This window comes from Bradyrhizobium sp. USDA 3315, from assembly GCF_054056795.1.
This window is the reverse complement of record NZ_JBSRYP010000001.1, coordinates 7,745,950-7,760,846: the sequence shown is the minus strand read 5'-3', so window position 1 is coordinate 7,760,846 and position 14,897 is coordinate 7,745,950. Positions and strand designations below refer to the sequence as shown.

Genomic DNA, 14,897 nt, shown 5'->3' with positions numbered 1-14,897 from the left:
CGAACGCGATGTCCACCAACCCCGATCTCGATCTGCGGACCTCGAAGCGGCTCTGGGTGATCGCTGCCGTGACGGCAGTCGGGATGCATCTGGGCGGTGCCGCGCTGGCGCTGACCAATTTGCGCGGCGACGACGGCGACGAGGGGCTCGGCGCTGCCGGCGCGGAGTACGCCGTCGAGCTGGCTTCCGCGGATGCGACCGAGGAGGCCCTACCGCCCGGACCGCTGGCTGACGAGCAGCAGGCTGTGCAGGAAATGGCGCAGCAGAAGGCCGAGGTGAAGGACACCGACCTGCCTCAGGAAAAGCCGGTGGAGTCCGACGACCCCGATCGCATCGTGACGGAAGACACTGCCAAGAAGCAGAAGGAGGAGGAGGCCAAGGTCGCCAAGGTCGAGACCAACGCGCAGGAAGCGCAGCAGGCCTCGGAGGCGGCCGCGCCGACCAAGCTGGAGGACGCGCGTCAGTCGGAAACCACCAAGGCACCCAACCCAGGCATCGGCAAGGACAAGCTGCTGCTGACCGCCAAGTGGGGCAAAGAAGATCAGCGCCTATCTCGACCTGCACAAGAAATTCCCGGAGAAGGGCAAGGCCAAGGAGGCCAAGGTGAAGGTCGCCCTGGTGCTGAATCGTCTGGGCAAGGTGCTGTCGGTTGCCGTGCTGGAATCGTCCGGAGATGCCGCCTTTGACGACGCGGCGATCTCGATGGTCCACCGGTCCGATCCGGTCCCGGCGCCGCCGGCCGACCTGACCGACGATCAGTTCTCCTTCAGCCTCGACGTCAATTACAACAAGCCGAAGAAGTAGCGAGCCGCGGCTGCCTGCGATCAGACGCCGGTGTCATTCCGGGGCGCGACAAGTCGCGAACCCGGAAATCATTTCTCCATTGAATGAGCCGCTGGTCGATTCCTGATTCGCCGTTTCACGCGGCCCGGAACGACGTTGCCTCAGCTCTTCTTCACCAGCGGGCAGACGCTCTTCTCGAGCGGGAGGAAGGCCTCGTCCGCGGGGATGGTGGCGACCAGCTTGTAATAGTCCCACGGATATTTCGACTCGGACGGCTTCTTCACCTCGAACAGATAGGCCGGGTGGATCTTGCGGCCGTCGACGCGAATCGAGCCCTTGCCGAACAGGGGATCGTCGGTCGGCATCTCCTTCATCTTGGCGACCACGGCGCGGCCGTCATGCGGATTGCCGCCGAGCGCTTCCAGCGCCTTGAAATAGTGGATCAGCGAGGAATAGACGCCGGCCTGCACCATGGTCGGCGGGTTCTTCTTGAAGCGCTCCATGAAGCGCTTGGAGAAGGCGCGGGTCTGGTCGTTCATGTCCCAATAGAATGTCTCGGTGAAGTTCAGCCCCTGCGCGACGTTGAGGCCGAGCGCGTTGATGTCGGTGATGAACAGCAGCATGCCCGCAAGCCGCTGGCCGCCCGAGACGATGCCGAATTCCGCGGCCTGCTTGATCGCGTTGGTGGTGTCGCCGCCGGCATTGGCAAGGCCGACGATCTTGGCCTTCGAGCTTTGCGCCTGCAGCAGGAAGGACGAGAAGTCGGCATTGTTGAGCGGATGCTTGACGCTGCCGAGCACCTTGCCGCCATTCGCGGTGACCACCGCCGAGGTGTCGCGCTCGAGCGCCTGGCCGAACGCATAGTCCGCGGTGAGGAAGAACCAGGTGTCGCCGCCGGATTTGACCAGCGCTTTGCCGGTGCCGTTGGCGAGCATGTAGGTGTCATAGACCCAGTGCACCGTGTTCGGCGAACATTGCGCGCCCGTGAGGTCGGACGAGGCCGAGCCCGAGTTCAGGTTGACGACGTTCTTCTCCTTCGAGAGGTTGGCAATCGCGAGCCCGACATTGGAGGCCGCGAGATCGACGAACACGTCGACCTTCTCGACGTCGATCCACTGCTTGCCGATATTGACCGCGACATCGGGCTTGTTCTGGTGATCGGCCGAGATCAGATCGATCTTCCAGCCCTTCGCCAGCAGCCCGGAATCCTCGATCGCCATCTGCGCCGCCACCGTCGAGCCGGGACCGCCGATATCCTGATAGAGGCCGGACTGATCGCCGAGCGCGCCGACCTTGGCGACCTTGTCCATCGTCTGCGCCGACGCACCGCCGCAGAACACGAGACTCGTGGTCATGACCAAGGCCGTCGTGACCGAGGCTGCAATGGAACGCTTCATCTTCCCTCCAATATGATTTTGTTTTTTTGAGTTCCGGATTATGCCCGGCATCGGGCGCATCGCCTAGAGCGCCGGCGCGATCGCTCGCGCGCGATATTCCACGCCACGGCGATTGCGCAGCCGGTAACGCGCGACGGGATGCCGCGGTGTGCGTAGTTCGATCATCAGACGCGGATAGGGTGAAGCGGGGACGGCACTATTTCCAGTAGTACCGGATCGCGACGTAGACCACGACGAGGCAGGCGAAGATCAGTGCCACCGGCATCGAACGCTTGGCGTTCGGGTCGGAGGTGCTCGTCTTCTTGGGGGGCAGGCGGCGGAACGTCGTGACGTTGCCGCTGTCGGCGACCGGCTCGCGCGCGCGCGCTGGAACCTCCGGCGCTTTGCCGGCGCCGCCCATCTCGACATAGTAAGTGCGGTACATCTCTTGGATGGTCGCCTCGCCGGCGTCGGCTTCGCTCATCTGTCCCAGCAGCTTGTTGTAAATGGCCAGGAAATTCTGCGCCTCAGGCGGCAAGGCGGAGGCGCCGTTCAGCTTGGCCATCATCTTCCAGGTCGCAAAGTCGGCCCGCGCGCGGGTGTCGGCGCGTCGTGCAATCAGCATATCGGCAGCTTTGATCACCATGGCCTCGAAGCGTTCCCGTCCTCAACGCGCGACCCGGAAAAATGGCTACCGGTTTTTCGGTCGGGTCGTGCGCAGATCAAGGCTATGTGTTTCCGGTAATGAGGAGAAGGGCGTTGATTACATAGCCGGTCAGAGTTCGCAGTATCGTTGAAATAACATCAAGATTTAGGCCGACTTGCTGGCCAATCACCGGCAGCAGGATCAACAGCCCGATGAGGATCAGCATGCCGTAGGGCTCCAGCCGGGCGAGCGGGATCGCCAGCGGCCTTGGCAGCAGCCCGACCGCGACCCGGCCACCGTCCAGCGGCGGGATCGGCATCATGTTGAAGATCGCGAGCACGATGTTGATCAGGAAGGCGTTTTTCAGATTGTCCGCGGTCCATTTTGCGGCATCGGCCGGCACCAATGGCAGCGCGTGGAATGCCAGCGCCGCGGCGATCGCCAGGATGATGTTGGTGGCCGGGCCGGCCAGCGCCACCCACACCATGTCGAGCTTGGGATGATTGAGCTTGCGGAAGTTCACCGGCACCGGCTTGGCGTAGCCGAACAGGAACGGCGAATGCGCGAACAGCAGCACTGCAGGCAGGATCAGCGTGCCGAACGGATCGATGTGCTTCAGCGGGTTGAAGCTGACGCGGCCGAGCTGCCAGGCGGTGTCGTCGCCGAGCCGATGAGCGACGAAGCCGTGCGCGGCTTCGTGAAACGTGATCGCAATGACGACCGGCAATACCCAGACGGAGATGTCATAGAGGGAGATGTTCAATGGCGTGCCGCCTCGGGTTCGCTGGGACCGGACCTTAGGCTAGCACGGATTCGCGGAAGGCCTTGCTGGCGAGCGTTGCCGCAGGTCAGCGCATGTCGGGGGCGACCGCGTGCGCCAGAGGCGGGTGGGTGGTCGCGATCCAGATGCCGGCGAACACGGTGACGATGCCGGCCACCAGATTCCAGCTCAGCGGCTCGCCGAGCAGGGCTGCGCCGACCAGCGATGCCGCGATCGGATTGACGGTGACCGAGATCGCCACCCGGGTCGGCGTCGTCCGCTCCAGCGCGAAGGCCCAGAGATAGAAGGTGAGCGCAGCGCCGAAGGCGCCGAGATAGATCGCGCCGAACCATTGCGGCGCGCCGAAATCGGCAACCGGCGCAAAACTGCCGCGCAGCAGCGAGGCGACAATGAGCACCACCGCCCCGGCGGCCATCGCGAGCGTGGTGAAGGGGATCGGGCCGGCGCGGCGGATATAGGGTTTTGACCAGATGCTGTAGAGCGCCATGCACAGCGCGGCTGCGATCATCAGGAGGTCGCCGCGCCAGGCACCAGGCGGCGCCGTGGCGAGGCCTGAGAGCAGCGCCATCGAGACGCCGAGGATGGTGATCAGGACGCCTGTGGTCTTGCGCGCGGTGAGCGCTTCGGCGCCCAGCACCGCGCCGACCAGCATGGTCAGCAGCGGCAGTGTCGACAGCGCGAGTGCGCCGCGCGCGGCGGTGGTGAAGATCAATGAGGCGTTGAACAGGACCGGAAACGCCGCAAAGAACAGCAGGCCGAGGCCGGCAACGCCGAGCCAGTCGCGCCGCGTCGGCCAGCTCCGGCGTTGCAGCAGTGCCAGCGGCAGCAGCAGCAGGACGCCGATGCCGAAGCGGAACGCGCCGATCGCCAGCGGGTCGATGGCGCCGACCAGAAACCGCGTCGCGCCGATCGAAGTGCCGCCGAGCGCGCTCGAGGCCACCGCCGCCAACACCCCCCAGATCTCGCCCATTCCGTTGGCCCCTTGGTTTTGCTTGCGCAATCTAGGGAAGGGAACATAATCAGGGAATGGAATAGATGTGATTGACTAAATCACAGATCGTTATGAGTGCGCCCATCCTGGACCCGGATCTTCTGCAGGCCTTTGTCGCGGTGGCGGAGCATCGTTCCTTCACCCGCGCGGCCTCGGCGCTGAACCGGACCCAATCCGCCGTCAGCATGCAGGTGAAGCGGCTGGAAGAGCGGCTGCAGGCCGAACTGTTTCACCGCAGCACGTCCAGTGTCGACCTGACTGCGGCAGGCGAGGGATTGCTCGGCTATGCCCGCCGCATTTTGAGCCTCAACGCGGAAGCGGTCGGCCGGGTGCGCGCGCACGGCACGGATGGACGGGTTCGCCTCGGCGTGATGGACGACTATGGGACGATGATCGTCCCGCCGCTGCTCAAGGACTTCATCGCCAGCTATCCGCTGATCCATGTCGAGATGGAGACCGGGCTGACGTCGACAATGACCGATCGGCTCGGCGAAGCCTATGACCTCGTGATCGCGATGCACCCCGAGGGACGCGGCGAGGGCGAGTTGCTGCGCACCGAGCAGGCGGTGTGGGCCGCGAGCGCCGCACATCGCGTCGAGGAACTCGATCCGCTGCCGGTCGCGCTCTATCCGCAGGGCTGCCTGTTCCGGAGCTGGGCGATGCAGGCGCTGGACGAGGCGAACCGGCCGTGGCGGCTCGCCTTTGTCAGCCACAGCCTGTCCGCGGTCGAGGCGATCGCGGCGCAGGGCCTCGCCGTGACCGTGGTCAAGTCGGGGACGTTTCCGCCGACGCTGCGTCGGCTGACCGCGCGCGACGGCATGCCGCGGCTGCCGCGGGCCGAGATACGGCTGCATCGCGCGCAAAACCTGTCGCACGCGGCGTCACTCCTGGCCGATCATCTCGTCGCGGCGCTGCGGCAGCCGGCGAGGCGAGCGGCGATCTAATAGGTCGCGCGGCCGCCGGAAATGTCGAACACCGCGCCGGTGGAGAAGGCACAATCCTCCGAGGCCAGCCATGCCACCATCGAGGCGAGCTCCTCGACCTGCACAAAGCGGGCCTTCGGGATCTTCGACAGCATGAAGTCGATGTGCGCTTGCGTCATCTGGTCGAAGATCGCGGTCTTCGCTGCGGCCGGCGTCACCGCATTGACCAGGATGTCGTGCTGCGCGAGCTCCTTGCCGAGCGATTTGGTGAGCGCGATCAGGCCCGCCTTCGACGACGAATAATGCGCGGCGTTCGGATTGCCCTCCTTGCCGGCGATCGAGGCGATGTTGACGATGCGGCCGTACTTCCGGCCGATCATGGTCGGCACGATCGCCTTGCAGCAGATGAAGGGCCCCTCGAGATTGATGCGCATCACCCGGCGCCAGTCCTCGAGATCGGTTTCCCATACCGGCTTGTTGGCTCCGGTGATGCCGGCGTTGTTGACGAGAATGTCGATCTTGCCGAACGCCCGCAGCGTTTGATCGCGCGCGGCGTCGACCGCGTCGGGATTGGTGACGTCGGTCTTGATCGCGATCACGTTCTCGCCGATCGCCCGCGCGGTCTTCTCGGCCAGCGGCTGGTCGAAATCCCAGATCGCGACCTTGGCGCCCGACGCGACAAAGCGCTCGGTGATGGCGCGGCCAAATCCCTGCGCGCCGCCGGTGACGACGGCACAGCGGCCGTTGAGATCGATCTTGTTCATGTTGCCTCCCGATTAGAGTGTCCAGCCGCCGTCGATGACATGCGCGACACCTGTCGTGAACGAGCTTTCGTTGCTGGCAAGATAGACGGCGAGCGCGGCGATTTCCTCGGCGGTGCCGAGCCGGCCCATCGGCTGGCGCGCAACGAACATCTCGCGTCCCTGCGGGCCGGCAGCCGCCGCACGCTCAAGCATCGAAGGTGTCTCGATAGTGCCGGGGCAGATGCAGTTGCAGCGGATGCCCTTGGTGATGAAGTCGGCCGCGACCGAGCGCGTCAGTGCCGCGACCGCGGCCTTGGTGGCGCTATAGACGTAGCGGTTCGGCGCCGCCTTCACCGCGCCGGCGGCGGAGGCGATGTTGACGATGGCGCCACCGCCCTGCGCCAGCATGCCGGGCAGGAAAGCGCGCGTGGTGCGGTGCATCGACTTGACGTTGAGGTCGAAGGAGAAATCCCAGTCGTCGTCCGAGCACTCCAGCACTGTGCCGTGATGCACAAAGCCCGCGGCATTGAGCAGGATGTCGGTCTTGCCCGCGCGTTTTGCCATTGCCTCGACGGCTGCGGTGTCGCGCACGTCGAGCTTCGCAACCTCGGCGACGCCTTCCTGCTTGAGCAGCGCAAGTTTGCCTTCGTCGATATCGGTCGCGAACACGCTCGCGCCCTCGCGGGCAAAGGCCAGCGCGCAGGCGCGGCCGATGCCGACGGCCGCTGCGGTTACGAATGCGCGCTTGCCCTTCAGGCGGTCTGACATGCGTTTCTTCCTTCTTTGACGATTTGCAGTGTCATGCGCGGGCTTGACCCGCGCATCCATCTTCGAGGAGCGATGGATTGCCGGGTCGCGCCCGGCAATGACGGTTTGCGTCCTAGTGATTGTCGCGCGCCACGCCGACCTTGCCGGCGATGTCGTGGTAGCGCGTCGCGAGCTCGAGGCAGGCGCCGGTCGCGTGCTGGCCGACGGTCTTGCGGTAGAGCTCCTGCCACGGCGTCTGGTTGGCCGGATGCGGGAAGCCGCCCTTGGCCTTCAGCTCGGCGCGGCGGGTGCGCAGCTCATCCTCCGAGATCATGATGTTGGCGCTGCCCTTGTTGAGGTCGATGCGCACCTTGTCGCCGGTCCTCAGGATCGCGAGCCCGCCATCGGCGGCGGCCTCCGGCGAGGCGTTGAGGATCGAGGGCGAGCCCGAAGTGCCGGACTGCCTTCCGTCGCCGATGCAGGGCAGGGATAGGATGCCGCGTTTGATCAGCGCGGCGGGCGGCTGCATGTTCACCACCTCGGCGCCGCCGGGATAGCCGATCGGGCCGGTGCCGCGGACGAACAGGACGCAGTGCTCATCGATGTCGAGCGCGGGATCCTCGATACGGTTGTGATAATCCTCCGGCCCCTCGAACACGATGGCGCGGCCCTCGAAGGCATTGAGGTCCTTCGGGTTGGACAGATAGCGGTCGCGGAATTCCTTCGAGATCACGCTGGTCTTCATGATCGCGGAGTCGAACAGATTGCCGCGCAGCACGATGAAGCCGGCGTCCTTCACCAGCGGCTTGTCGTAGCCCCAGATCACGTCGCCGTCGGGCGCAGGTGCTTCCTTGCAGTTCTCGCCCATGGTGCGGCCGTTGACGGTGAGGGCGCCTTCGTGGATGCGCTTGTGCTTGATCAGCTCGCGCACCACCGAGGGCACGCCGCCGGCGCGGTGATATTCCTCGCCGAGATAGAAGCCGGCCGGCTGCATGTTCACCAGCAGCGGGACGTCATGGCCGTATTTCTGCCAGTCGTCGATCGACAGCTCGACGCCGACATGGCGCGCCAGCGCATTGATGTGGATCGGCGCATTGGTCGAGCCGCCGATCGCGGAGTTGACCACGATGCAGTTCTCGAACGCCTCGCGCGTCAGGAAGTCCGACGGCTTCAAATCCTCCCAGACCATGTCGACGATGCGCTTGCCGGTCTCGTAGGCGATCTGGCCGCGCTCGCGATACGGCGCCGGGATCGCCGCGCAGCCCGGCAGCGAGAAGCCGAGCGCTTCCGCGAGCGAGTTCATGGTGGAGGCGGTGCCCATCGTGTTGCAATGGCCGACCGAGGGGGCCGAGGAGGCCACGATCTCGATGAATTGCTCATAGTCGATCTCGCCGGCGGCGAGCCGCTCGCGCGCCTTCCACACCACGGTGCCGGAGCCGGTGCGCTGGCCCTCGTGCCAGCCGTTCAGCATCGGGCCGCCCGACAGCACGATCGCCGGCAGGTTGACGGTCGCCGCCGCCATCATGCAGGCCGGCGTGGTCTTGTCGCAGCCGGTGGTCAGCACCACGCCGTCGAGTGGATAGCCGAACAGCACCTCGACGAGGCCGAGATAGGCGAGGTTGCGGTCGAGCGCCGCGGTCGGGCGCTTGCCGGTCTCCTGGATCGGATGGGTGGGAAACTCCATGGCGATGCCGCCGGCGGCGCGGATGCCCTCGCGGACGCGGTGTGCGAGCTCGAGGTGATGCCGATTGCAGGGCGACAGGTCGTTGCCGGTCTGCGCGATGCCGATGATCGGCTTGCCCGACTGCAATTCCTCCCGCGTCAGGCCGTAGTTGAGATAGCGCTCGAGATAGAGCGCGGTCATGCCCGGATTGTGCGGGTTGTCGAACCATTCCTGGGAGCGGAGCCTGCGGCCCTTGCCCTTGCTGGTCGCGCCTGCGGCGTCGTGCCCGTTGGTGGGGGATTTTGTCATTGGTTTCTCCCGCAATGCAAACTGGTGGGCCCATTCAAGGGCTCTGGTTCAACGTCGTTGCTACCTTGCGCAAATCGTCGTGCATTACAAACCCGACCGATCACGCACAGGTGTTTCGTGTGATGGATTGGACCTTAGTTGAAGGGTCTTGGTTGCGCTATCATTTTATCATTTTTCGCGTCTCCTATGACGGGCAGCTGCCGGGCGACCTCAATTGCGTCGCGCCGAGCTTTGCCGTTCCATGACACTGAAGCCGAGATCGACGACGGGTTCGGCGGGCCGGCGCCCTTCCAGCGTCTCGATCACCATCACGGCAGCGTTTCTGCCCATTTCGTAACGATTGGTGCGCACGCTGCTCAAGGTCGGCTCGCTCGACGCCATGAATTCGAGGTCATTGAAGCCGACGATCGCCATCTGCTCTGGCACCGCCACGTGCCGGCGCTTGCATTCGAACAGCGCGCCGAGCGCAAGGTCGTCATTGACGCAGAACACGGCGTCGATGTCGGGCGCCTTGGCGAGCAGGTCGGCAAACAGCGTCCCGCCGAGCGTGACCGAGGTCGGGATCGCCGTTGTCACAATAAGCTGTGGATCGAACAGCGCAGCGTCGGTCATCGCGGAGCGATAGCCGTCGAGCCGACGCTGCACCCGCGGGTCCATCCGCGCGCCGAGGAAGCCGATCCGCCGGTAGCCCTGCGCGAGCAGGTGGGCAATGGCCGCTTTTGCGGCGTCAAAATGCGAGAATCCGATCATCATGTCGATCGGGGAGGGACCGACCTCCATGATCTGGACGATCGGACAATCGACCGTCTCCATGATGCGGCGGGAATCGGCGGTCTGGTTGATGCCGGTAATAATCAGCCCGGCGGGCTTCTGTGCCAGAAACAGACGCAGCAGGCGCTCTTCCTGCAGGATGCTGTAGCGGGTGTTGGCGAGCTGAATGCTGTAGCGGCTGCCGTCGAGCGCGTCATAGATGCCGCGCAGCACGTCGGAGAACACGTTGTTGGTCAGCGACGGGATCAGGACACCGATCACCTCGGTGCGCTGCGACGCAAGCGCGCGTGCCGCGAGATTGGGCACGTAACCGAGTTCTTTTGCCGCACTATCGACCCGCGCGCGCTTGCCGGCCGAAAGTGCTTCCGGATTTCTGAAGAACCGTGAGGCCGTAATCGGACTGACACCGGCGAGCTTCGCGACTTCGGCGAGCCGGATCTTGCCTGGCGTGATGCGCTTTCGGGCCATTTGCCGCTCATATCACGACGTTCGTCGCAGACAAACTGATATTGACAGCGCTACCAAGCGATTGCTAATCGAACGATTGCCAAAACCGGATAAACTGCGGACAATAACGCCAGTCCAACAGCGCCGCGCACCCAGCGCGGCCGGAACACAAAACAGAGCGGTGGCGGCACTCGTCGTACGTCGTCGGGAACTTGAGGGAGGGAAGTGGATGTCGTCGGTCCAGATTCGCGACGTGCGGAAATCGTTCGGCAATTTTGAGGTCCTGCACGGCGTGTCGATCCCGATCGAGGACGGCGAGTTCGTCGTTCTGGTCGGCCCCTCCGGCTGCGGCAAGTCGACCCTGCTGCGCATGCTGGCGGGGCTCGAGAACATCACCTCCGGCACGATCTCGATCGGCGACCGCGTCGTCAACAATGTCCAGCCCAAAGAGCGCGACATTGCGATGGTGTTCCAGAACTACGCGCTCTATCCGCATATGACCGTCGCCGACAATATGGGCTTCTCGCTCAAGCTGCGCGGCGCCAAGCCCGAGGAGATCTCGACCGGCGTCAAGCGCGCCGCGGAAATCCTTGCGCTGACGCCGCTGCTCGAGCGCTATCCTCGCCAGCTCTCCGGCGGCCAGCGCCAGCGCGTCGCGATGGGCCGCGCCATCGTGCGCGATCCCCAGGTGTTCCTGTTCGACGAGCCGCTGTCGAACCTCGACGCCAAGCTGCGTGTTGCGATGCGCACCGAAATCAAGGAGCTGCACCAGCGGCTGAAGACCACGACCGTCTACGTCACCCACGACCAGATCGAGGCCATGACCATGGCCGACAAGATCGTCGTGATGCATGACGGCATCGTCGAGCAGATGGGCTCGCCGCTCGAACTCTATGACACGCCGGCGAACCAGTTCGTGGCCGGTTTCATCGGCTCGCCGGCGATGAATTTCCTCAAGGGCAATGTGAAGGTGAACGGCGCCGCCTATTTCGAGGGACCGAACGGCGTCAAGCTGCCGCTGAAATCGGCGCCGGCCAATTCCGACGGCCAACCCGCGGTCTACGGCGTGCGGCCCGAGCATTTCACCATCGCCGATGACGGCGCCGAGGCCGAGATCGTGGTGGTCGAGCCGACCGGCTCGGAGACCCAGGTGTTCGCCAAGCTCGGCGGCGAGCAGGTCGTCGCCGTGTTCCGCGAGCGCCATCTGTTCAACCCGGGCGACAAGGTTCGGCTCAAGCCGGATCCGTCGCTGGTCCATCTGTTCGACGATTCGACGGGGAAGCGACTGAACAGCTGACGGACCGATCGATCTTAATGGCCGACCAACAGGCCAGATCAAAAACAACAAAAACACAATCATAGGGAGAAGGACGATGCACGATTTTACTCGCCGCTCGCTACTTCAGGGCGGCACGGCGCTGGCTGCAACCGGCATGCTCACCGGGCCGGCGCTGTTTGACTTCGCCAAGGCCTGGGCGCAGAGCGCGCCCTGGAAGGCGGAGCCCGGCGCCAAGCTCACCGTGATGCGCTGGAAGCGCTTCGTGCCCGCGGAAGACGATGCATTCAACGCCATGGTCGCGGCCTTCAAGTCGGCAACCGGCACCGAGATGAACGTGTTCAGCGAGTCCTTCGAGGACGTGCAGCCGAAGGCCTCGGTCGCCGCCAACACCGGCTCGGGTCTCGACCTCGCCTGGGGCCTGCACACGCTGCCGCAGCTGTTCCCGACCAAGGTTCTCAAGATGAACGACGTTGCCGACTATCTCGGCAACAAATATGGCGGCTGGACCGAAGCCGCGGCCAAGACCTGCAAGCAGGGCAATGACTGGCTCGGCATTCCCGTCGCGACCATCGGCGGCTATTTGACCTATCGCAAGTCGGCGGTCGAGAAGGCCGGCTTCAAGCAGGTGCCGTCCGATTTCCCGGCCTATCTTGAACTGTGCAAAGCGCTGAAGAAGAACAACACGCCGGCCGGCTTCGCGCTCGGCCACGCCACCGGCGACGCCAATGCCTGGGTGCACAACATCCTCTGGGGCCACAACGCCTGGACCGTCGACAAGGACGACAAGGTCATCATCAATTCGCCGGAGACGATGAAGGCGCTGGAGTATGCCAAGGCGCTGTCGGAGACCTTCATTCCGGGTGTCGCGTCCTGGAACGATTCCTCCAACAACAAGGCCTTCCTGTCGGGCGAGCTGTTCCTGACCTCGAACGGCATCTCGATCTACGTCGCGGCCAAGGACGATCCGAGCAAGAAGGAGCTCGCCGAGGACATCGACCACGCATTGTGGCCGGTCGGCTCGATCGGCAAGCCGACCGAATTGCAACTCGCGGTTCCGATCCTCGCCTTCAACTTCTGCAAATATCCGAACGCGGCGAAGGCCTTCATCGCCTTCATGCTGGAGAAGGAGAATTTCGAGAAGTGGCTGTCGGGCGCGCGGGGTTATCTCACCCACACGCTCAACGCCTACGACTCGGCTCCGGTGTGGACCGCCGATCCGAAGAACGCGGTGTTCGGCCAGGCCTCGAAGCGCGCGCTGCCGGCCTCCGGCATCGGCACGCCCGGCGAGAAGGCCGCGACCGCGATCGCCGACTTCATCGTGGTCGACATGTTCGCGAACTACTGCACCGGTGCCAAGGACGGCAAGGCCGCGATGGCGGAAGCCGAACGGCAGCTGAAGCGTATCTATCGCTGATGTGATGGCCGCGGGCGGCGGAGCGCCGCCGCCCGCGTCATCATTGGAATGCCATCATTGGAATATTGCGTAGTCATGCTCAATCCGTTGAGCAATCGGGACATCGCCTATGGCTGACATCGCCCTCGCGCCGCGACGTGCGAAAACCGAAATCCGCGAAGCGACCGCATGGGATCAGCTCCGCCACAACAAGAACTGGCTCGGCTTCTGGTTCATGTTGCCGGCGATGGCGTTCCTGATCTTCTTCCTGGCCTATCCGCTTGGGCTCGGCATCTGGCTGTCCTTCACCGACACCCGCATCGGCCGCGTCGGTCATTTCATCGGCACTGAGAACTATGAATGGTTGTGGGACGATGCCATCTTCTGGCTGTCGGTCTTCAACACGCTGCTCTACACTTTCATCGCGAGCGCCGTGAAGTTCGCGGTCGGGCTCTATCTGGCGCTGCTGCTCAACGAGCGCATGCCGTTCAAGGCGCTGTTGCGGGCCGCGGTGCTGATCCCCTTCATCGTGCCGACCGTGCTGTCGGCGCTGGCGTTCTGGTGGATCTTCGATTCCCAGTTCTCGATCATCTCCTGGTCGCTCAAGCATCTCGGCCTGATCACCCAGAACATCAATTTCCTCGGCGACACCACCTGGGCCCGGATCTGCGTGATCTTCGCCAATATCTGGCGCGGCGTACCGTTCGTGGCGATCACGCTGCTGGCGGGCCTGCAGACCGTGCAGCCGTCGCTGTACGAGGCGGCGACGTTGGATGGCGCCTCGCGCTGGCAGATGTTCCGCTACATCACCTATCCCTTGCTGACGCCGATCATCGCCGTCGTGATGACGTTCTCGGTGCTGTTCACCTTCACCGATTTCCAGCTGATCTGGGCGATGACCCGTGGCGGCCCGGTCAACGCCACTCATTTGATGGCGACGCTGTCGTATCAGCGCGCGATCATCGCGGGGCAGTTGGGCGAGGGCGCCGCGATTTCGAGCGCGATGATCCCGTTCCTGCTCGCCGCGATCATGGTGTCATGGTTCGGGCTGCAACGCAGGAAGTGGCAGCAGGGAGAGAGCAATGACTGATCTTCCCGCCTCCAAGGTCGACCTCAAGAGCATCCTGTCGACGCCGTCGCGCGTCGACAACAGCGAGGGCATGAGCTACCTGCAGTCGGTGCCGCGGCGCATCGTGACGCTCTACATCCCGCTGTCGATCATCGTGATCATCCTGCTGTTCCCGTTCTATTGGATGGGGCTGACGGCGATCAAGCCGGACGAGCAACTGCTCGATCTCGACAAGTACAATCCGTTCTGGACCTGGAATCCGACCTTCAAGCACATCCACAAGCTGCTGTTCGAGAGCTACTATCCGCATTGGCTCTGGAACACGATGTATGTGGCGGTGGGCGCCACCGTGCTGTCGATCATCGCGAGCGTGCTCGCGGCCTATGCGATCGTGCGGCTGCGCTACAAGGGCGCCAACGTCGTCGGCGGCCTGATCTTCCTGGCCTATCTGGTGCCGCCGTCGATCCTGTTCATTCCGCTCGCGACCGTCGTGTTTCAGTACGGCCTGTTCGACTCGCCCCTGGCGCTGATCCTGACCTATCCGACGATCCTGATTCCGTTCTCGACCTGGCTGTTGATGGGCTATTTCAAGACCATCCCGTTCGAGCTCGAGGAATGCGCACTGATCGACGGCGCCAGCCGCTGGCAAATCCTGATCAAGATCGTGCTGCCGCTCGCTGTCCCCGGCCTGATCTCGGCCTTCATCTTCTGCTTCACCCTGTGCTGGAACGAGTTCATCTATGCGCTGACGTTCCTGCAATCGACCCCGAACAAGACCGTCCCGGTCGCCATCGTCAACGAATTCGTTGACGGTGACATCTATCGCTGGGGGTCCCTGATGGCAGGGGCGCTATGCGGCTCGCTGCCGCTGGTTATTCTTTACGCGTTCTTCGTTGAGCATTATGTCTCGGCGATGACGGGTGCCGTGAAGGAATGAGCGCGCAAGGCCCGCAGCTGAATTCGAACAAGACAAGAA

The 14,897-nt window shown here is 64.1% G+C and carries 13 protein-coding genes and 1 pseudogene; 6 read left to right on the top strand and 8 right to left on the bottom strand.

Annotated elements, in window-relative coordinates; translation table 11 throughout:
* Positions 1-8 precede the first annotated feature (8 nt).
* A pseudogene (locus ACVIYL_RS36495) lies at positions 9-804 on the top strand (energy transducer TonB).
* A gap of 140 nt (positions 805-944) precedes the next feature.
* Here the strand turns inward: ACVIYL_RS36495 and ACVIYL_RS36490 are convergent.
* The 4 genes from ACVIYL_RS36490 to ACVIYL_RS36475 all read right to left on the bottom strand — a co-directional run bounded on the left by ACVIYL_RS36490 (position 945) and on the right by ACVIYL_RS36475 (position 4,556).
* Positions 945-2,180, bottom strand: coding sequence for an ABC transporter substrate-binding protein (locus tag ACVIYL_RS36490; RefSeq protein ID WP_225160636.1), 1,236 nt, complete (start codon positions 2,178-2,180; stop codon positions 945-947).
* A gap of 196 nt (positions 2,181-2,376) precedes the next feature.
* Entirely contained in the window at positions 2,377-2,784 is a 408-nt protein-coding gene (locus ACVIYL_RS36485) for a hypothetical protein (RefSeq protein ID WP_026192644.1), read from the bottom strand.
* A 103-nt stretch (positions 2,785-2,887) separates the two neighbouring features.
* Positions 2,888-3,568 (bottom strand): site-2 protease family protein, encoded by a 681-nt coding sequence (locus tag ACVIYL_RS36480; protein ID WP_038384092.1) that lies wholly within the window; start codon positions 3,566-3,568, stop codon positions 2,888-2,890.
* A gap of 85 nt (positions 3,569-3,653) precedes the next feature.
* Complete coding sequence (locus ACVIYL_RS36475) at positions 3,654-4,556, bottom strand: DMT family transporter (RefSeq protein ID WP_253609138.1); 903 nt, start codon at positions 4,554-4,556, stop codon at positions 3,654-3,656.
* 92 nt (positions 4,557-4,648) lie between these two features.
* Between ACVIYL_RS36475 and ACVIYL_RS36470 the strand changes: the two genes are divergently transcribed.
* Positions 4,649-5,521 (top strand): LysR substrate-binding domain-containing protein, encoded by an 873-nt coding sequence (locus tag ACVIYL_RS36470; protein ID WP_253609137.1) that lies wholly within the window; start codon positions 4,649-4,651, stop codon positions 5,519-5,521.
* On the opposite strand, the gene ACVIYL_RS36465 is transcribed toward ACVIYL_RS36470, so the two are convergent.
* From ACVIYL_RS36465 to gntR, 4 genes are all read right to left on the bottom strand, one after another.
* The gene (locus ACVIYL_RS36465) at positions 5,518-6,264 is read right to left on the bottom strand and encodes an SDR family NAD(P)-dependent oxidoreductase (protein WP_253609136.1); all 747 of its coding nucleotides are present in this window, start codon (positions 6,262-6,264) and stop codon (positions 5,518-5,520) included. The genes ACVIYL_RS36470 and ACVIYL_RS36465 overlap by 4 nt on opposite strands.
* Positions 6,265-6,276: 12 nt before the next feature.
* Positions 6,277-7,011 (bottom strand): SDR family oxidoreductase, encoded by a 735-nt coding sequence (locus ACVIYL_RS36460; protein ID WP_253609135.1) that lies wholly within the window; start codon positions 7,009-7,011, stop codon positions 6,277-6,279.
* Between the two features lie 112 nt (positions 7,012-7,123).
* Positions 7,124-8,962: an IlvD/Edd family dehydratase gene (locus ACVIYL_RS36455; protein WP_253609134.1), complete on the bottom strand. Its 1,839-nt coding sequence runs from the start codon at positions 8,960-8,962 to the stop codon at positions 7,124-7,126.
* Between the two features lie 210 nt (positions 8,963-9,172).
* On the bottom strand, positions 9,173-10,201 hold the full coding sequence (gntR, locus tag ACVIYL_RS36450; protein WP_168855702.1) for an HTH-type transcriptional regulator GntR: 1,029 nt from the start codon (positions 10,199-10,201) through the stop codon (positions 9,173-9,175).
* 208 nt (positions 10,202-10,409) lie between these two features.
* Here gntR and ACVIYL_RS36445 point away from each other — a divergent pair, with 208 nt between their 5' ends.
* The 4 genes from ACVIYL_RS36445 (at position 10,410) to ACVIYL_RS36430 (ending at position 14,858) form a co-directional block, all read left to right on the top strand.
* The gene (locus tag ACVIYL_RS36445) at positions 10,410-11,477 is read left to right on the top strand and encodes an ABC transporter ATP-binding protein (protein WP_028334988.1); all 1,068 of its coding nucleotides are present in this window, start codon (positions 10,410-10,412) and stop codon (positions 11,475-11,477) included.
* A 76-nt stretch (positions 11,478-11,553) separates the two neighbouring features.
* Positions 11,554-12,873: an ABC transporter substrate-binding protein gene (locus ACVIYL_RS36440; protein ID WP_057019733.1), complete on the top strand. Its 1,320-nt coding sequence runs from the start codon at positions 11,554-11,556 to the stop codon at positions 12,871-12,873.
* Positions 12,874-12,982: 109 nt separating this feature from the next.
* Positions 12,983-13,942 (top strand): carbohydrate ABC transporter permease, encoded by a 960-nt coding sequence (locus ACVIYL_RS36435; RefSeq protein WP_018271134.1) that lies wholly within the window; start codon positions 12,983-12,985, stop codon positions 13,940-13,942.
* Positions 13,935-14,858 carry a carbohydrate ABC transporter permease gene (locus ACVIYL_RS36430; RefSeq protein WP_016847193.1) on the top strand — a complete coding sequence of 308 codons (924 nt, stop codon included), beginning with the start codon at positions 13,935-13,937 and terminating at the stop codon, positions 14,856-14,858. Before ACVIYL_RS36435 ends, ACVIYL_RS36430 begins: the two co-directional genes overlap by 8 nt.
* Positions 14,859-14,897 lie beyond the last annotated feature (39 nt).